Here is an 18,078-nt window from a genome sequence, read left to right on the forward strand (position 1 = left end):
GGGCGAGTCGGGGGCGTCGGGCGTTGCTCTGTGCCGTGAGCGTGGTGGCGCTGACCCTCTCAGCGGCGGGTTGCTCCGACGGCGGGTCCGACTCGGGGCCGGGCCCCAAGCCCAAGCCCACGACGCCCACGGTCGACCACCTGACGTTCGGCGTCTACGGCCCCGAGGCAGAGCTCACGGCGTTCCAGGCCACCGTCGACGCGTGGAACGCCTCGGGTGAGGACCGGCCCGAGGTCAAGCTCCGCACCTGGCCCGACCACGCGGCCATGCGCGCCGACATCGACGCCGGTGCCGAGGTGCCCGACGTCTTCCTCGCCTCGCGCACCGATCTGAGCTGGATCCTCGATCGGCACCACAACCAGCCGGTCGACGAGCTCCTCGACGAGCGCGGGGTGGAGTTCGGCGACGGCTACTCCCGTGACGCGCTCCAGGCGTTCAGCGCCAACGACCGGCTGCAGTGCATGCCGTACTCCGTCTCGCCGATGGTCATCTTCTACAACAAGGCACTGGTCAACTTCGACCGCATGCGCAACCGCGGGCTGCCGGCCCCCGACCCGGACGCCACGAGCTGGTCGTTCGAGCAGTTCGCGGCCGCCGCCGACTTCGCGGCACGGCCCAAGCGGAAGACGAAGGGCGTGCACATCTCCGCCACCCTCTCGGGCCTGACACCGTTCATCAACTCGGGCGGCGGCTCGGTCTTCGACGACAACACCTCCCCGACGTCGCTGTCGTTCTCCAGCGACGGGTCGCGCTCCGCGCTCGAGCAGACCCTCACGCTGCTGCGCAACCCGCAGCTGACCCTCGACGACGACCAGCTCGCCGAGGCGAGTCCGCTGACGTGGTTCGAGCGCGGCCGGCTCGGCATGATCGCGGGCTACCGGTCGATGGTGCCCGAGCTGCGTCAGGTGCCGGGCCTCGACTTCGACGTGATGTCGATGCCCGTGCTCGACCACTCCGCGACCGTCGGTGACGTCGCCGGCCTGTGCCTGTCGCGGACCGCCGCGAGCGCCCCGCTGGCGGCCGACTTCCTGGTCAACGAGCTCTCCACCGACTCGGTCAGCCAGATCACCCGCACCGGCTACCTGGCGCCGGCCAACCTCGAGGTCGCGCTCTCCGACACCTTCCTGCAGCCGGGCCGCCTGCCGGAGCACTCGTCGGTCTTCAACAGCGCCGTGCGCTCGATGAGCCTGCCCCCGATGATCGACACCCTCGACGAGCTCGAGGCCGCGGTGCAGCCCACGCTCGAGCAGCTCGTGTACGGCGTCGGCGTGCTCGACCTCGACGGGCTCACCCAGCAGATCGACGACGACTCCAAGGCCGTCCTCAGTCCACCGGAGCCATCCGGGTCGCCCTCGACCAGCGAGTCACCGAGCGGGACCGGGTCGCCCTCGGACTAGCGGCACCACACCGTCAGGGGAGCTGCGGGCTCAACCCACCGCGGTGACGATCTGCTCGAGCCCCGCGATCAGCTCCTCGAGCTCGTCCGGGCTGAGCGCGTCGTACGCGGGTGCGGCCAGCACATCGGTCAGGGCCTCGATCCGCTCCCGAGTCTCCCGGCCGGCGGCGGTGAACTCCCCGGCGTCGTCCACGAGTCCGCGTCCGCGCATCCGGTCGATGACGGCGGCCAGCTTCGCTGGAGGCAGATGGTGGATCCGGCCGAACTGCTCGGCCTTCGTGCCGAGCGAGAGTGCCATGAGCACGTGGGCCTCGGTGCCGCCGATGCCATGGGCGACGAGGGCGGCGTTGTGGCCGTCGCCTCGGTGCTCCCGCAGCAGCGTGGCCGCGTGCCAGAGCTGGGCGACCGGCTCCGCGGGTATGACCAGCTCCCGGAGCCCGGCGTACAACGGCCGGCCCTCCGTCGGCGCGCTGACCGCTGCGTGAGTGGCGAGGTCGGCGATCCGCGCCAGGCTCGGGGAGTCGGCGAGCCCCCCGAGCCGCTGCCGGAGCGCGGCGGCGCTGCTGCGTTCGCGCACCGCGATCGCCTCTGCCGGAGTGACCTTCCCCCACACCCACGGGATGTGCCGCGTCACCTCCCCCTCGGCGAAGTTGTAGAAGATCGCGTGCACCACCTCGGCGGGCGCCAGCCCCAACGGCGCGGCCCGCCCGGCGAAGTAGCCGTCCCAGAAGTCACGCATCCCCAGGGCACGGAACGCCTCGTCCACCGTCTCGGAGAAGGAGATGGTGCCGATCGGCTCGAGGAGCTCGAACATGCGGTGGATGTCGGCCTGCGAGTGCGTCATCAGAACCTCCCGGTCAGGGGCGGCCCGGTTCGACCACCGCTCATCCTGACCACGAACGACGGGGGCCGCACACGACATCGCCAGGGTGCCGACGTCGAGTGGGCACGCCCACGGGCACCTACGCCGGTCAGCCGTCCTCGGCGGGAGGGCCCTGCTCGGCGGCGAGGATCGCGTCGACGAGCACCGGCGCGGTCAGCTCGATCTGCCACTCGCGAGCGCCGAGCGCGCGCAGCTGCTCGCCGACGGCCGGCGCGAGCGTCGCCTCGTCGCGTGAGCGCGGCGGCGTCCAGAGGGTGCGGCGCAGGTAGTCGGGGGTGAGCAGGTTCTCGACCGGCAGGTTGTGCTCCTCGGCGAGGGCCGCCATCGCGTCGCGAGCCAGGCTCAGCCGGCGGGCGGCGACCGGGTCCTTCTCCGCCCAGGCCCGGGGTAGGGGAGGTCCGTCGCCACGGGGGGAACGGGTCGGCAGGTCGGCCTCGTCCATCTCCGCGGCCTCGCGCAGCGCCGCGACCCAGCGGCTCGCGTAGCGGTCGGCACCCCGCCCGTGAAAGCCCTTGGTGGCCAGCAGCGCGGCCCGGTCGGTCGGCAGTGCCTGGGCGGCGGCGACGATCGCGGAGTCGGGCAGGATCCGGCCCGGGGTGACGTCGCGCTGCTCGGCGATCTCGTCGCGGGTCTCCCACAACGCCCGGACCGCCCCGAGTGCCCGGCGGCCACGGACCCGGTGCAGGCCCGACGTACGGCGCCACGGCTCGACCCGCTCGGCCTGCACGAAGCTGCGCAGCGCGTCGAACTCCTGGCGCGCCCACTCGGCCTTGCCGGTGGCATCGAGCTCGGCCTCGAGCAGGCCGCGCAGCTCGACGAGGACCTCGACGTCGAGGGCGGCGTACTCCAGCCACGGCTCGGGCAGCGGCCGGGTCGACCAGTCGACCGCCGAGTGCTCCTTGGCCAGGTGGGCGCCCAGCAGGCTCTCGACCAGGGTCGCGAGCCCGACCCGTGGGTAGCCGAGCAGCCGGCCGGCGAGCTCGGTGTCGAACAGCTGGGTCGGCACCAGGCCGACCTCGGCGAGGCAGGGGAGGTCCTGAGTGGCGGCGTGCAGGATCCACTCGGTGCCCTCGAGCGCCTCCTGGAGTCGCGGCAGGATCACGAACGGGATCGGGTCGACCAGGAACGTGCCGGAACCCTCGCGGCGCAGCTGGATCAAGTAGGCGCGGGAGGAGTAGCGGTAGCCCGACGCGCGCTCGGCGTCGATGGCGACCGGGCCCGTACCGGCGGCGATCCGCTCGCACACCTCGGCCAGCTCGGCCTCGGTGTCGACGATGCGCGGCAGGCCGTCGCGCAGGGTCAGCAGCGGCGACTCGGGTGCGGGCGGCTGATCCGATGCCGCGTCAGATGCCGCGTCAGGTGTCGCGTCAGGCTCGTCGGGGGTCGGGTCGGGAGGTGCAGCGGTCATGTCAGCGTCCCGAGCCCCGCTGGCCGCGGCGGCTCGGCATCACGCTCACGCCCTCGGGCACCGGCGGCAACCCGACGGCGGTGCACAGCAGCTCACCCCAGGCCTCCACGTGGGGAGCCAGGTCGAGCGGCGCGAGGTCGGGGGCGTCGTCGGGGACCAGGGGGGTCCACGAGGCGCGGATCTCGATCTGGGCGGTGCCGCCCTCGTCGGCCATCCCGCCGAAGCTCTCGGTCGCCACCCGGGTCACCGTGCCCGAGGCCGCGGCGTACTCCGCCCCGTGCGCGTCCAGTGCCTCGGTGAGCCAGGACCAGCCGACCGCGGCCAGCATCGGGTCGGTGATCAGCTCCAGGTCGATCTCGGCGCGCGCGTAGGCGACACAGCGGAAGGTGCCCTCCCAGGCGTCGTTGCCGGCGGGGTCGTGCAGCAAGATGATGCGTCCGGTGCCGACGTCGGTGTCGTCGACGGTGACGTCGGCGGAGAGGGCCGACGCGTACGGCGCGATCCGCTGCGGCGCCGGCATCTCCTCGCAGAAGATCTCGGGGCGCAGCCGCGCGGCGTGCATGGTCGCCACCGCGTCCCGGAACTCCGGGGGTGCCGCACCCGCACCCGTGCTCGGGCGCGTCTCTTGACCGACGACCATGAGGTCACAGTAGGTCGATCGGCCGATCCCGATGTGCGAACACGCCGGTTGACCTGCGAGGCTTCGCCCGTGAACGCCGATCCGCGCCTCGCCGACAGCGCCTTCCTCAAGGCCGTGCGCGGGGAGCCGGTGCCGCACACACCGGTGTGGTTCATGCGCCAGGCAGGCCGTTCGCTGCCCGAGTACCTCGCGGTCCGTGAGGGCGTCGGGATGCTGGAGTCCTGCATGGATCCCGCCCTGGTGATGGAGATCACGCTGCAGCCGGTACGCCGCTACGGCGTCGACGCGGCGATCTTCTTCTCCGACATCGTGCTGCCCCTCAAGGCGGTCGGCGTCGACCTGGACATCAAGCCCGGGGTCGGTCCGGTGGTCGCGCACCCGGTGCGCACGCTGGCCGACGTGGCGGCGATCCCCGACCTGACCCCCGAGCACGTCCCGTTCATCACCGAGGCCGTGCGCGGGCTGGTCGCCGAGCTCGGTGGCACCCCGCTGATCGGGTTCGCGGGCGCGCCGTTCACGGTGGCGTCGTACCTCGTCGAGGGCGGCCCGTCGAAGGAGCACGCCAAGACCAAGGCGATGATGTTCGGCGCTCCCGACGTCTGGGACGCGCTGCTGCGCAAGATCGCCGGCATCTCCGCGGCCTACCTCGAGGTGCAGGTGGCCGCCGGCGCCTCGGCCGTCCAGCTCTTCGACTCCTGGGCCGGCGCGCTGACCCCGGCCGACTACCGCGACTTCGTCATGCCGCACTCCGCCCGGGTGCTCGAGCGGGCGGGCGCCCTCGGCGTGCCGCGCATCCACTTCGGGGTCGGTACGTCGAACCTGCTCGGCCAGATGGGCGAGGCGGGCGCCGACGTGGTCGGTGTCGACTGGCGCACGCCACTCGCCCACGCGATCCCGCTGGTCGGCGACCGGGCCGTGCAGGGCAACCTCGACCCGACGCTGGTGTTCGCGCCCACCGAGGTGATGACCGCCCGAGCGGCCGAGATCATCGAGGCCGGTCGCGCGGCCCGTGGCCACGTCTTCAACCTCGGCCACGGCGTGATCCCCTCCACCGACCCCGACCAGCTCACGCGGCTGACCGAGTTCGTCCAGGCCTATCCGCTCTGAGTCCGTCGCCCCGGGCGGGCGGTGGGTGGTCCACGTCGGGGCGGGGTGTTGAGGTGGACAGGTCACCGCCGGCCGGTCACTCGATGGCCGGGTCGGGGTGCGCCCGGGGCGGGCGGTGGGTGGTCCACGTCGGGGCGGGGTGTTGAGGTGGACAGGTCACCGCCGGCCGGTCACTCGATGGCCGGGTCGGGGTGCGCCCGGCGGCGCCGGGCGCCGCGCAGGACCAGGAGCGTCGGGACGCCGAGCACCAGGAGCACGACCAGCCAGGGGAGCAGCGCGCCGAGGAGCGTGGCCAGTGCGACCGCGAACGTCGTCAGCCCGTGCCATCCGGCCGACAGGCCGGCGACGAACCCGGTGTGGTCGTCCTTGTGCTTGGCGGCCTTCTTCTCCGGGATCTGGTCGACGCTGACGACGATCGTGGCGAGCGAGGTCTGGTTCTTCAGGTACGCCGCCTGCCGCTCGAGCGAGTCGAGGTCGGCCTGGCGACGCGAGAGCTGAGCCTCGATCGCCATGATGTCGCGGATGCTCTGCGCCCGATCGAACAGCACGGTGATCCGCTCGATGCTGCGCCGCTGGACCGTGATCCGGGTCTGGGTGTCGATGAGCTTGGTCGTGACGTCGTCCTCGCTGGTGTCGGCCGACTCCAGCTCGGCGCCCTCGATCCCCTTGAGCCTCGTCATCGCGTCGTCGAAGTGCGCGACCGGGATGCGGAGCACCATCCGGGTGTACGCCGGTGCGCCGTCGTCGTCGGTCGTGGTCTTCTCCTCGGTGACCTGACCGGCGAGCGCGTCGACGACCCGCTGCACCTCGAACTGCACCTTGCCGACGTCGTCGGCGCGCAGGGCCACGTTGCCCTTCTTGATCAGCGCCTGCTGGGGCTCGTCCGGGCTCGGCTTGCTCACCACCGACTCGACCGAGTTGTCGGTGCCGCCCGCGGCGTCGTACGCCGCGACGCCGTCGCGCGGGGCGGACGCCTCGGGCTGAGCCCGCTGCGCCGCGGCTGCGGGCGCGTCGCCGTTCGCCGCGCTGGCCCCGCCATCGTCAGCGCCACCGGAACACCCGGCAAGGGCGACCGCCAGGACGATGAGAGCGGGGGCGAGGATGCGCAGTCGGGTGTGCCTCATACCGCCTGGGACGAGACGCGCAGCAGATCGGTTCCACTGCGCCGGTGGGCACGGGCGCGGGCGACCAGCGCGTTCTCCAGGTCGCGCACGGGCCGCGGCACGTGCTGCTGGCGGCGCTGCCGCAGCACCAGGCTCACCGCGGTGCTGTCATGGGCGAGCGGGCGGTAGGTGATCAGCCCGGCCCGCTCCATCGGGTCGCCGACGACGCTGTAGTCAGGCAGCACGGTCAGCCCAAGGCCCTCGGCGACCATCACCTTGCCCAGCTCGGCACCGTCGGTCGTGTAGGAGACCGTCGGCATGTCCGGGCCGAACAGCCGGTGGGCGAAGCGGTGCATGAGGTAGCCCGCCCGCATCGCGACGAACGGCTCCGTGCGCAGCTGGTCCGTGGTGACCTCGGCGCAGGCCGCCAGCGGGTGGTCGGCCGGCAGCACCGCGACCGGGCGTCCGTGCACGAGGCTGGTGCCGAGCAGGTCCGGCGGCGGGTCGTCGCCGGCGAGCACGTTGACCAGCCCGAGGTCGAGCGTGCCCTCGAGCAGGCCCTGGTGGATCTCGGCCTGCTGGGTGTTGACGACCTCGACGGTGCTGGCGGGGTGGGCGGTCCGGAAGTCGCGCACCGCCGGCACCAGCAGCGTCGAGGTCGCCGCGCTCACCGTCCCGAGGCGTACGACGTGGTGGCCGGCCGCCTGGTCGCCAGCCGCCGTGCGGAGCCGGTCGACCGCCTCGAGCACCTCGACCATGTTCTGGAGCAGCTCCCGGCCGCGGCGGCTGATCCGGGCGCCTGAGCGACGCCGGTCGAGGAGCGTGACCCCCAGCTCGCGCTCGAGCTTGGACACCGCCTCGCTCAACGCGGGCTGCGAGATGTGCAGCTGCTGGCTGGCTCGTCGGAGCGATCCGTGCTGGGTGACCGCCGCGATGTACTCCAGCTGCTCGATGCGCATGGGTCCTTCTCTCGGTGACAGGCGCAGCCGCAGGTGGCCTCGGGGAAACCGTGCGCCGGGGGTGTGGGGCGGACGGTCAGCATAGTCTACTTTTTTTATAGACAATGACCACCAGGAAGGACTGCCCATGACCCTCTCGACGTCCCCGGCCCCCACGGGGCGGCAGGACTGGGGCGCGGCCCCGCGCAATCCCGAGGAGTGGCTGGACCGGGCCCGCGCCGTCGCCGCCCAGCTCGCGGTCGACGCTCTCGAGCGCGACCGCGCCAACGCCACGCCGTCCGCCGAGGTGCGGCTGCTCAAGGACTCCGGCCTCGTCACGCTGCTGGGCCCGACCGAGCACGGCGGCGGGGGACAGGACTGGACGACCGCGCTGCGCGTCATCCGCGCGGTGTCCGCCGGCGACGGGTCCATCGGTCAGCTCCTGGGCTACCACTACCTGTGGTTCTGGGCGGTGCGGCTGGTCGGGACGCCCGAGCAGATCGCGGCCGTCGAGCAGCAGGCGACCTCCGAGCGATGGTTCTTCGGCGGCGCGGTCAACCCGCGCGACGACGACCTGGTCATCACCGAGGAGGGCGACGAGCTCGTCTACCGCGGCCGCAAGTCCTTCTCTACCGGGGGTCGCGTCTCCGACGTCACCGTGATCGAGGGCGTGATCGCCGGCACCGACAAGCACGTGTTCGCGATCGTGCCCACCGACCAGCCGGCGATCCGCTTCCGCGGCGACTGGGACAGCCTCGGGCAGCGCCTCACCGAGAGCGGCGGGGTGGAGATCGACGGGGTCCGGGTGCTGTGGGCGGCCGCCGCCGGGTACGTCGACCGCGAGTTCCAGCCCCGGGTCTACAACACGCTCAACGTGCCGCTGATCCAGCTGATCTTCGCCTACCTCTACCTCGGGATCGCCGACGGCGCCCTCGCGACCGCGGCGACGTACACCCGTGACCGCACCCGCGCCTGGCCCTACACGCCCGACCCGAAGCGGCTGGCCACCGAGGAGTTTCACGTCCAGGCGACGTACGGCGAGCTCCAGTCGCGGCTCTGGGCCGCCGAGGCGCTCGCCGAGCGCGCGGCCGGTCTGATCGAGGCGATCAACGCGCACGCCGACACCGTCACCGAGGCTGAGCGCGGCGAGGCCGCGGTCGTGATCGCCGCGGCCAAGCAGGTCGCGGTCGAGGTGGGTCTCGAGATCGGCACCCGGGTCTTCGAGGTCACGGGCGCGCGCGCCACCGCGAGCTCGGTGGGGCTCGACATCTTCTGGCGCAACCTGCGCACCCACAGCCTGCACGACCCGCTGCCGCACAAGCGGGCCGAGGTCGGTCGCTACGTCCTGCTCGGGCAGCTGCCCGAGCCCACCTGGTACACGTGAGGAGCCCGCAGTCATGAGCATCGACACGCCGGACGTCGCAGAGGCGTCCGCACTCGACCGGTTCCGAGCCGAGCTCGCCCCCGTCCTCGACGAGATCGCCGCAGGGACCGTCCGGCGCGAGCTGGCCGGTGAGCTGCCGGCCGAGCCGGTCCGCAGGCTGAAGGAGGCCGGGCTGGGCGCGGTCCGGGTGCCGGTCGAGCACGGGGGGTGTGGGGCCGGCCTGGTCGACCTCGCCTCGCTCTGGATCGACCTCGCGGCGGCCGACGCCAACCTGCCCCAGGTGTTCCGGGGCCACTTCGCCCTGGCCGAGGACCGCCTCTGGCACCACGTCCGGGGTGCGGACCAGTCGGCGTGGTTCGACCGGTTCGTCGCCGGGGAGATCGCCGGCAACGCCTGGTCCGAGGTCGGCCCGACCGCCATCGACACCCAGCAGACGGTGCTGCGTCCCGACGGAGCGGGATACCGGCTCGACGGCGCGAAGTACTACACGACCGGCACGATCTTCGCCGAGTGGGCCGACGTCTATGCCCGCGTCGATCGGGGCGCGGCCTTCGAGGAGCAGGAGTTCGCGATCGCGCTCGTCGACACCCGCGAGACGGGCGTGACCGTGGTCGACGACTGGGACGGGTTCGGTCAGCGCGGGACCGGCAGCGGCACGACCACGTTCGAGGCCGTGCCCGTGCCTGCGACGCACGTGCTGCCGTTCGCGGAGCGGTTCCCCTACCAGACCGCGCTCTACCAGCTGAACCTGCTCGCGACCCTGTCGGGCATCGCGCGAGCCGCGCTCACCGACACCGTTGAGGCGGTGCGCGGGCGGGATCGCAACTACTCCCACGCCAACGCGCCGCGGGTGCGCGACGACCCGCAGGTGCTCGCCCGGGTCGGCGAGATCGCGGCCGCGACGTACGCCGCCGAGGCGACCACGCTGCGCGCTGCGGCCGCCCTGCAGGCGGTGCACGACGCGGCCCGGTCGGGGCAGGAGGAGATCGCGGAACGCACCGAGGTGGCCGAGATCGAGTCGTCCGCGGCCCAGGTTGTCGTCACCGACCTGGTCCTCACCGCGACGGCCAACCTCTTCGACACCCTCGGGGCGTCCGCGACCGCTCGTGGTGCCGCGCTCGACCGCCACTGGCGCAACGCCCGCACGGTCTCCTCGCACAACCCGCGGATCTTCAAGGCGCGGGTCGTCGGGGCGCACGCGGTCAACGGCACTCCGCCGCCGTACGCCTGGGCGATCGGGCGCACCCAGCGCTGAGCCCCTCCGTCCGTCGGCGTGGGGTGACAGGCAGGACCTGTCACCCCATCGCCGACGCCGCCCGCCTGGTGGCCTTGATCGGGTTGCACCGCGACAAAAAGTCGAGCAATCTAATACACATAAACGTCTTTGGAGTGAGGAGTTCGGCGTGAGCACACCGACCACCAGCGTGCAGCAGCCGCTGACGTTCGCCTACTGGGTGCCCAACGTGAGCGGCGGCCTGGTCGTCAGCAAGATCGAGCAGCGCACCGACTGGGGCTACGACTACAACAGGCGGCTCGCGGTGCTCGCCGAGAACAACGGGTTCGAGTACGCCCTCTCGCAGGTGCGCTACATGGCGTCGTACGGCGCGGCGTACCAGCACGAGTCGACCAGCTTCAGCCTCGCGTTGCTGCTCGCGACCGAGCGCCTGAAGGTGATCGCGGCCGTCCACCCCGGCCTCTGGCAGCCCGGCGTGCTCGCGAAGCTGATCGCGACCGCCGACCAGATCTCCGGCGGCCGCGCCGCGGTCAACGTGGTGAGTGGCTGGTTCAAGGACGAGTTCACCAAGCTCGGCGAGCCCTGGCTCGAGCACGGCGAGCGTTACCGCCGCTCGGAGGAGTTCATCCGCTACCTGCGCGAGATCTGGACCTCCGAGCACGCCGAGCTCAGCGGCGACTTCTACCGGCTCCACGACTTCGACCTCAAGCCGAAGCCGATCGAGGTGCCCGGCCGCACCCACCCCGAGATCTTCATGGGCGGCAACTCAACCGACGCCCGCGGGATGGGCGGCCGGGTCGCCGACTGGTACTTCATGAACGGCAACACCCCCGAGGGCATCGCCGAGCAGGTCCGCGACGTCAGCGACGTCGCCCAGGTGCACGGGCGCTCCGTGCGCTTCGGGGTCAACGGCTTCCTGATCGCCCGCGACAGCGAGGCCGAGGCGCGCGACGTGCTGCGCGAGATCATCGCGAAGGCCGACCGGGAGGCCGTCGAGGGCTTCGGGTCCGCGGTCAAGCAGGCCGGCCAGTCCACCGGGGACAAGAAGGGCATGTGGCAGGACTCGGAGTTCGCCGACCTCGTGCAGTACAACGACGGCTTCCGCACCGGCCTGATCGGCACGCCCGAGCAGGTCGCCGAGCGGATGCTCGAGTACAAGCGCCGCGGCGTGCACCTGATCCTGTGCGGCTTCCTGCACTACCTCGAGGACGTCGAGTACTTCGGCACGCACGTGCTGCCGATCGTCCGCGAGATGGAGGCCCTCGAGCTGGAGCGGGTCGGATGACGCTCGCCGACATCGACACCTCCGTGCCGCTGCTGGACGCCGAGAGCGCAGTGGTCGTGGCCGCCGAGCTCTCGGCCGAGCTGGCCGAGGGTGCCGCTGAGCGCGACGCCCAGCGGCTGCTCCCCGTCGAGCAGGTCGACGCCCTCTCCGCCTCGGGCCTTCTGGGCATCACCGTCCCCGCCGAGCACGGCGGCCCCGACCTGCCCGCCGGAGCGGTCGCCGAGGTGTTCCGGCTGCTCGCGGTCGGCGACCCGAACGTCGCGCAGATCCCGCACAGCCACTTCGTCTACGTCAACGCGCTGCGCCACCAGGGCACTCGCGCACAGCAGTCGTTCTTCTTCGGCGAGGCGCTGCGCGGCAAGCGGTTCGGCAACGCCCAGTCCGAGGTCGGGACCAAGCACGTGCGTGACTACCGCACGACGCTGCGCAGCACCGGCGACGACGTCTGGGTGCTGGACGGTGAGAAGGGCTACAGCACCGGCGCCCTGTTCGCCGACTGGATCCCGGTGCTCGCCCACCTCGGTGAGGGCGGGCCGATGCACGTGGCATGGGTCGATCGTCGTGCCGTCGGCCTCACGGTCGTCGACGACTGGGACGGTCTCGGGCAGCGCACCACGGCGAGCGGAACGGTGCGGCTCCAGCACGTGCTCGTCCACACCTCGCGGATCACGCCGTACCACCTCACGTTCGAAGGACCGCAGACGTACGGCGCGTTCGCGCAGCTGCTGCACTCCGCGATCGATGCGGGCATCGCGCGGGCCGCGCTCGAGGAGGCCGCGACGTTCGTGACCACCAAGAGCCGGCCCTACCCGGACGCGGGCGTCGAGCGCGCGGCCGAGGACCCGCTGGTCGTGCACGCGTTCGGTGAGATGGAGCTGGCGGTCCGGGCCGCCGAGGCGCTGCTCGCCGAGGCCGGTCTGGCCGTCGAGCACGCCGACCGGCACCTCACGGCCGAGACCGCGGGGGAGGCCAGCCTGGCGGTGGCGGCCGCACGGGCGGCCACCACACGTGCCGCGGTCGACGTGTCCAGCCGGCTCTTCGAGGTCTGCGGCACCCGCTCTGCGCTGGCGGCGCTCAACCTCGACCGCCACTGGCGCAACGCCCGCACCCACACGATCCACGACCCCGCGGCGTGGAAGGTCCAGCACCTAGGCCGCTTCGCGGTCGACGGCACCCTGCCGCCCAACCACGGACAGCTCTGAGAGGCCCCGATGACCCAGCTCAAGTTCCACTGGTTCCTGCCCACCAACGGCGGTGACGGCCGCCAGGTCGTCGGCGGCGGCCACGGGGTGAGCGCCGGCGCGGCCGGACGGCCCGCGTCGGTGCCCTACCTCGGCCAGGTCGCCCGGAGTGCGGAGCAGCTCGGCTTCGAGGCCGCACTGACCCCCACCGGCGCCTGGTGCGAGGACGCCTGGGTGACGACCGCGATGCTGAGCAGCGTCTCGGAGCGGCTCCGGTTCCTGGTCGCGTTCCGCCCCGGGCTGACCTCGCCGTACGTCTCGGCGCAGATGGCGGGCACCTTCCAGAACCTCTCCGGAGGCCGGCTCGCGCTCAACGTCGTGACCGGCGGCGAGAGCCACGAGCAGCGGATGTTCGGGGACTTCCTCGACAAGGACGGCCGCTACGAGCGGTGCGACGAGTTCCTGACGATCGTCCGGGCACTGTGGACCGGTGAGCCGGTCACGTTCCACGGTGAGCACCTGCACGTCGAGGACGCCGTGCTGGCGCAGGTCCCCGACCCGTTGCCGCCGATCTACTTCGGCGGCTCCTCCCCGGCGGCCGGACGCGTGGCCGCCAAGCACGCCGACGTCTACCTGACCTGGGGTGAGCCGCCGGCCGCCGTCGCGGAGAAGATCGACTGGATCCGCAAGCTCGCCGCCGCCGAGGGGCGCGAGCTCCGCTTCGGCATCCGGCTGCACACGATCGCCCGGGACACCTCCGAGGCCGCCTGGGCCGAGGCCGACCGGCTGCTCGCCGGGATCTCCGAGGACGACATCCGGCGGGTCCAGGACGGCCTCAAGCGCTCGGAGTCGGTGGGCCAGCAGCGGATGCTCGAGCTCAACCGCGGCTCCAAGGACGGGCTGGTCATCCACCCGAACCTGTGGGCCGGGGTCGGCCTGGTCCGCGGCGGCGCCGGGACCGCGATGGTCGGCAGCCACCAGGAGATCGCCGACCTGATCGAGCAGTACCGCGCGGTCGGCATCGAGGAGTTCGTGCTCTCGGGCTACCCGCACCTCGAGGAGTCCTACTGGTTCGGCGAGGGCGTGCTCCCCGAGCTGACCCGCCGCGGCCTGTGGGAGCACCCAGCCCCGGTGGCCGCTCGCGCCGCGGTGCCCTTCGGCCAGCGGGCCGCTTCGTGAGCGCCGCGCCCCGGGTCGCGGTGGTCGTCGGCAACCCCAAGCCGCAGAGCCGCACCCTGCAGGCCGCGACGTACGTCGCCACCGAGCTGACCGGCCGGGCGCCCGACACCGTCGTCGACCTCGCCGAGCTCGGCCCCCGGCTGCTGGACTGGAGCGACGACGTGGTCGCCGAGCTGGTCGCCGAGGTCGGCCGGGCCGACCTGGTCGTGGTCGCGTCGCCGACGTACAAGGCCACCTACACCGGCCTGCTCAAGCTGTTCCTGGACCGGTTCGCCACCGATGGTCTCCGGGGCCTCGCGGTGCCGCTGATGCTCGGCGCCGGCCCCGCCCACGCGCTCGCCCCGGAGCTCTCGCTGCGGCCGGTGCTGACCGAGATCGGCGCCGTCGTGCCCGCCCCGGGGCTCTACGTCGTGGACTCGGCGTACGACGACCCCACGGCGTATGCGCACTGGCTCGAGCTCGCTCGCCCGGTCGTGTCCGCCCTCCTCGCCAGCCGGCTCGACCTCCGAACGGGAGCATCCGCATGAGCGTCACACCACTGACCACCAACCAGGACCTCGACCTGGGCCGCCTGCGGGAAGCCTTCGGGATCTTCCCCAGCGGCGTCGTCGCGGTCGCCGCCGAGGTCGACGGTCAGCTCGTCGGCCTCGCCGCCAGCTCGTTCACCTCGGTGAGCCTCGAACCCGCCCTGGTGTCGTTCTCGGTCGCCAACACCTCGAAGACCTGGCCCGACCTGCGGCGCGCGACCCACGTGGGCGTCACGATCCTCGCCGACCACCACGGCGAGGTGTGCCGGCGGCTCGCCGGGCCCGTGGACCACCGGTTCGACGACCTGTCGGTGACCGTCAGCGGCGACGGAGCCGTCACGCTCGACGACGGGCTCGCGCACTTCGACTGCACGATCTACCGCGAGGTCGAGGCCGGGGACCACACGATCGTGCTGCTCGAGCTGCACGCCGTCGAGTCGGTCGTGCAGGGCGCGGACACCTCCCGCCCGCTGGTGTTCCACCGCAGCGCCTTCGGCCGGCTGGCCGGCTAGCGGCGACCCCGACCCCCGGGCCGCGGCGATGTGCACCCGTCGCCGCGGCCCGGGTCATTCCTCGGCCGGTCGCCCTGGGACAATCCCAGGGTGAGCAAGGTCGTCGTGGTGGGTGGGGGGATCGCCGGCCTGACCGCAGCCCGCGACCTGGTCGATGCGGGCCACGAGGTGCTGGTCCTCGAGTCCTCGTCGCGTCCCGGCGGCAAGCTCCGCCGCGACGAGGTCGCGGGCGTGAGCGTCGACGTGGGCGCCGAGGCGATGCTCAACCGGCGCCCCGAGGGCGTCGCCCTGGCGGGCGAGCTCGGACTCCCGATCGAGCACCCGACGGTCGCCTCCTCGCGGATCTGGACCCGCGGCGAGCTGCGGCCGATGCCGCGCTCGCTGATGGGCGTGCCGCTCGACCTGCGCCAGCTCGAGGACTCCGGGGTGCTCTCCCGCGAGGGCCTCGCGCGCGTGCGCGCCGAGCCGACCCTGTGGCCCGAGCGCCTCGACGAGGACGTGTCCGTCGGCGACCTGGTCGACCGGCGCTTCGGGCCCGAGGTCACCGACCGGCTCGTCGAGCCCCTGCTCGGCGGCGTGTACGCCGGGCACGCGCGGTTGATCTCGGCCCGCGCGTCGGTGCCGCAGCTGCTCGCCTACGCCGGCCGCGGGTCCGTCCTCGAGCAGGCCGCGTCGATCCCGACGACCTACGACGGCCCGGTGTTCGCCGGCATCGCGGGCGGCATGGGCCTGCTGCCCGAGGCGCTCGCCGCCGGTCTGACCGTGCGGACGGGGGCGACCGTGCGCGAGCTGGTGCGCACGCCCACGGGGTTCGCGCTCACCGTCGGGCCGACCACCGCCCCGGAGCTCGTCGAGGCCGACGCGGTGGTGCTCGCGACCCCTGCGGCGCCCAGCGCCCGGCTGCTCGGGCAGGTCGCCCCGGTCGCGGCCGCGGAGCTGACGGCCGTCGAGTCGGCCTCGATGGTCGTGGTGACGTTCGCGTTCCGTGGGGACGACGTACCGGACCTGGCGACGACCGGTTCCTCGGGCTTCCTGGTCCCGCCGGTCGAGGGTCGCCGGGTCAAGGCCGCGACGTTCTCCTTCGCCAAGTGGGGCTGGGTCCGCGCGGCCGGGGACGGTCTGCTGATGTTGCGCACGTCGCTGGGGCGGCACCGTGAGGAGCTCGCCCTGCAGGCGACCGACGAGGAGCTCGTGGCGTGGTCGCTCGAGGACCTGCGCTCGGCCGTCGGGCTCACGGCCGTCCCGGTCGACACCCACGTGCAGCGCTGGGGCGGTGGGCTGCCGCAGTACGCCGTCGGCCACCTCGACCGGGTCGCGCGCATCCGCGCCGCGGTCGCCGAGGTCCCCGGCCTGGCCGTCTGCGGAGCGGCGTACGACGGCGTCGGCATCCCCGCGGTCATCGCCTCCGCCCACCGGGCGGCCACTGAGGTAGCCGCTGAGCCCTTCGGGCTGGATTCGCGCTGAGCTGAGCGCCCGTGCAGGCGGGCTCACGGAAGGATGGGCCCGTCACGGGTGCGACAGGGTTGCGAGTTGCAGAGGTTCGTCGTAGGTGCGGCCTTCCGCTGCTCGCGTCACCCGTCTCAAAGTTGACCCGCCGCGGTGCCTCTGGGCCCTGAGTGCTGCGGACTGTGCTCACGGGCGTGGGTGAAGTGTCCATGAGACTGGAGAGTCATGGGCAGGGGCCGGGATCACGCTCCGCGATGGGGACTCGAGCCGCCAATCCGGGTTTCCGTCTTGGGTGGCAGGCGCCCCCTCCACCGGCCAGACACCTGCTGGTTTGAGGAGCCAAACCACGGGGTGTTCGAACTCAGATAAGGGGCACTCGCGCATCTCTCTCGGGGTTCAGATGCATGTTCTTGACGTGGTACCGGCGGGCATAAGTCGCCCAGGGCGACGCGGCACAACGATGCGGGTTCTCGTCGCTCTTGTGTCGACAGCGGCGGTGTTGGTTAGCACGTTGACCGCGGCGCCGGCTTTCGCCGACCACGGCGACTTCCCGCGCAATACGAAGACTGACGGCGAGCGCAACTACGTGTGGGTTTCGGAGTCTGTGTACGACAAGGTCACGAACACGCACGAGGTTCCCGACTGGCTCGTCGGGCGAGTCATCTACTACGGCCGGTCAGCCGATTTCAACACCGCTCAAGGCTACGATCCCTACTACATGACGGTGCACGAGTGGGAGTGCAACAGCAGTTGTGAGATGACGGGCAGAGCCGTGAACGTTCGCATGATCATCGACTGGAACGACGGCAGGGCCAATCATGGGATTCTGCGCTCGATGTATTGCCACATGCAGGCACCGCGACAGACCTGCCCCAACTGGCTACAGTCGGCCGACCCCTATCTCGGGCCGCCCGGACCGCAGCTTGAGTACCTGCCCGCCCAGTAGCCGCTCAGTCGTCGATGGTGGTGCACTTGTGCAGAGCATTCCTACGACTGGGGGGCAGATTCTCTCGTGAGCGGGCTCGCTCGCCAGCGATGGCGTGAATTGACCGAGATCCTGCCTGCTGGCACTCGCCTGACGGACGCGACCGTGCTCGAGGTTGTCTCCAAGGAAGACGGCTGCCTTGTCCTGTTCCGCCAAGGACAGAGTCCGTGGACCTATGGAGTCACCATTGGGCTCACGGATGTCCGCCACGAGTACTACTACGGCCCGAGCTTTCCAGTTGCCAGCTGGAATGAGTGGCTGGAGTCGTTCCCGACGAACCTGATGGTCGATCTCGACACAGGACTGGTCGCCACGTCTGCCAGAAGAGCGCAGGACGGCTACGTCGAGCTGGATCCGTTGACTCGATGGCCGTTCGCTCCAGACATCGACTTCGACGTCTGGGACCGGCAGCCCGAAGCTCGGCGCCGTCAGGAGGACTACCTCGAAGGTCTGCGCATTGACTGGACAGACTCTCGACTCTTGTTCGCGGTGCGCGGCGTGGTATCCGCAGGAAGGGCGACGGTGGACGTGTTGGCTGTCGTGACGACCGAGGAGGAGGGTTTGATGCGGGTCGAGACCAGAGCCAGAGCAGGGACAGACCGTCGGCACGCCCTGGAGTGCCTGCACACCGCCTGCCATGTTGCCGAGATGCGTGGGGCGAGGCGGGTCGTGACCAGCATCGAGACGCCTGACGCTGATGTGCTCGGCTTCAGCGTGGACCGACAGCGGGGATGGCAGGCCGCTGACACCACCTTCTTCGATGAGGACTTCGCCAGAGCGACCGACGCCCAAGGGGTGTAGACGAAGATCAAATAGTCGGTCCGGCTGAGGCGTCGGACAACGACCATGGGCGGCGAGTGCGACCGGCCC

Annotated in this window: 17 protein-coding genes; 12 read left to right on the top strand and 5 right to left on the bottom strand. The window is 71.9% G+C overall.

The annotated features are described in order from the left end of the window. The first annotated feature begins 35 nt into the window (after positions 1 to 35). On the top strand, positions 36 to 1,397 hold the full coding sequence (locus AC3ANS_RS04635) for an ABC transporter substrate-binding protein (protein WP_488294995.1): 1,362 nt from the start codon (positions 36 to 38) through the stop codon (positions 1,395 to 1,397). 30 nt (positions 1,398 to 1,427) lie between these two features. Here AC3ANS_RS04635 and AC3ANS_RS04640 read toward each other — a convergent pair whose 3' ends face one another. The 3 genes from AC3ANS_RS04640 to AC3ANS_RS04650 all read right to left on the bottom strand — a co-directional run bounded on the left by AC3ANS_RS04640 (position 1,428) and on the right by AC3ANS_RS04650 (position 4,327). Further along, a complete protein-coding gene (locus AC3ANS_RS04640) occupies positions 1,428 to 2,240 on the bottom strand; it encodes a MarR family winged helix-turn-helix transcriptional regulator (protein ID WP_488294996.1) in 813 nt (270 codons plus the stop codon). Positions 2,241 to 2,367: 127 nt separating this feature from the next. Next, entirely contained in the window at positions 2,368 to 3,687 is a 1,320-nt protein-coding gene (locus tag AC3ANS_RS04645; protein WP_488294997.1) for a ribonuclease D, read from the bottom strand. A 1-nt stretch (position 3,688) separates the two neighbouring features. After that, positions 3,689 to 4,327 carry a DUF3000 domain-containing protein gene (locus tag AC3ANS_RS04650; protein ID WP_488294998.1) on the bottom strand — a complete coding sequence of 213 codons (639 nt, stop codon included), beginning with the start codon at positions 4,325 to 4,327 and terminating at the stop codon, positions 3,689 to 3,691. A gap of 69 nt (positions 4,328 to 4,396) precedes the next feature. Here AC3ANS_RS04650 and hemE point away from each other — a divergent pair, with 69 nt between their 5' ends. Then, positions 4,397 to 5,434, top strand: coding sequence for a uroporphyrinogen decarboxylase (hemE, locus tag AC3ANS_RS04655; RefSeq protein WP_488294999.1), 1,038 nt, complete (start codon positions 4,397 to 4,399; stop codon positions 5,432 to 5,434). A gap of 170 nt (positions 5,435 to 5,604) precedes the next feature. Here hemE and AC3ANS_RS04660 read toward each other — a convergent pair whose 3' ends face one another. Further along, positions 5,605 to 6,558: a DUF4349 domain-containing protein gene (locus AC3ANS_RS04660; protein ID WP_488295000.1), complete on the bottom strand. Its 954-nt coding sequence runs from the start codon at positions 6,556 to 6,558 to the stop codon at positions 5,605 to 5,607. Continuing rightward, the gene (locus AC3ANS_RS04665) at positions 6,555 to 7,496 is read right to left on the bottom strand and encodes a LysR family transcriptional regulator (protein ID WP_488295001.1); all 942 of its coding nucleotides are present in this window, start codon (positions 7,494 to 7,496) and stop codon (positions 6,555 to 6,557) included. The genes AC3ANS_RS04660 and AC3ANS_RS04665 overlap by 4 nt, the downstream gene beginning before the upstream one ends. A gap of 127 nt (positions 7,497 to 7,623) precedes the next feature. Between AC3ANS_RS04665 and AC3ANS_RS04670 the strand changes: the two genes are divergently transcribed. The 10 genes from AC3ANS_RS04670 to AC3ANS_RS04715 all read left to right on the top strand — a co-directional run bounded on the left by AC3ANS_RS04670 (position 7,624) and on the right by AC3ANS_RS04715 (position 18,009). After that, positions 7,624 to 8,859, top strand: coding sequence for an acyl-CoA dehydrogenase family protein (locus AC3ANS_RS04670; protein ID WP_488295002.1), 1,236 nt, complete (start codon positions 7,624 to 7,626; stop codon positions 8,857 to 8,859). Positions 8,860 to 8,872: 13 nt separating this feature from the next. Further along, complete coding sequence (locus tag AC3ANS_RS04675; protein WP_488295003.1) at positions 8,873 to 10,114, top strand: acyl-CoA dehydrogenase family protein; 1,242 nt, start codon at positions 8,873 to 8,875, stop codon at positions 10,112 to 10,114. A gap of 148 nt (positions 10,115 to 10,262) precedes the next feature. Continuing rightward, entirely contained in the window at positions 10,263 to 11,378 is a 1,116-nt protein-coding gene (gene sfnG / locus AC3ANS_RS04680; RefSeq protein ID WP_488295004.1) for a dimethylsulfone monooxygenase SfnG, read from the top strand. Next, a complete protein-coding gene (locus AC3ANS_RS04685; RefSeq protein ID WP_488295005.1) occupies positions 11,375 to 12,580 on the top strand; it encodes an SfnB family sulfur acquisition oxidoreductase in 1,206 nt (401 codons plus the stop codon). The genes sfnG and AC3ANS_RS04685 overlap by 4 nt, the downstream gene beginning before the upstream one ends. A gap of 9 nt (positions 12,581 to 12,589) precedes the next feature. Then, complete coding sequence (locus tag AC3ANS_RS04690) at positions 12,590 to 13,738, top strand: LLM class flavin-dependent oxidoreductase (protein WP_488295006.1); 1,149 nt, start codon at positions 12,590 to 12,592, stop codon at positions 13,736 to 13,738. Next, entirely contained in the window at positions 13,735 to 14,265 is a 531-nt protein-coding gene (locus AC3ANS_RS04695; protein ID WP_488295007.1) for an NADPH-dependent FMN reductase, read from the top strand. Before AC3ANS_RS04690 ends, AC3ANS_RS04695 begins: the two co-directional genes overlap by 4 nt. Continuing rightward, positions 14,262 to 14,777 carry a flavin reductase family protein gene (locus AC3ANS_RS04700; RefSeq protein ID WP_488295008.1) on the top strand — a complete coding sequence of 172 codons (516 nt, stop codon included), beginning with the start codon at positions 14,262 to 14,264 and terminating at the stop codon, positions 14,775 to 14,777. The genes AC3ANS_RS04695 and AC3ANS_RS04700 overlap by 4 nt, the downstream gene beginning before the upstream one ends. Before the next feature lie 90 nt (positions 14,778 to 14,867). Further along, positions 14,868 to 16,241 (top strand): protoporphyrinogen oxidase, encoded by a 1,374-nt coding sequence (gene hemG / locus AC3ANS_RS04705; RefSeq protein ID WP_488295009.1) that lies wholly within the window; start codon positions 14,868 to 14,870, stop codon positions 16,239 to 16,241. A 442-nt stretch (positions 16,242 to 16,683) separates the two neighbouring features. After that, positions 16,684 to 17,169 (top strand): hypothetical protein, encoded by a 486-nt coding sequence (locus AC3ANS_RS04710; protein WP_488295010.1) that lies wholly within the window; start codon positions 16,684 to 16,686, stop codon positions 17,167 to 17,169. Between the two features lie 66 nt (positions 17,170 to 17,235). Further along, positions 17,236 to 18,009: a hypothetical protein gene (locus AC3ANS_RS04715; protein WP_488295011.1), complete on the top strand. Its 774-nt coding sequence runs from the start codon at positions 17,236 to 17,238 to the stop codon at positions 18,007 to 18,009. Positions 18,010 to 18,078: the final 69 nt, after the last annotated feature.

Source organism: Nocardia sp. 149-1B, from assembly GCF_057747975.1.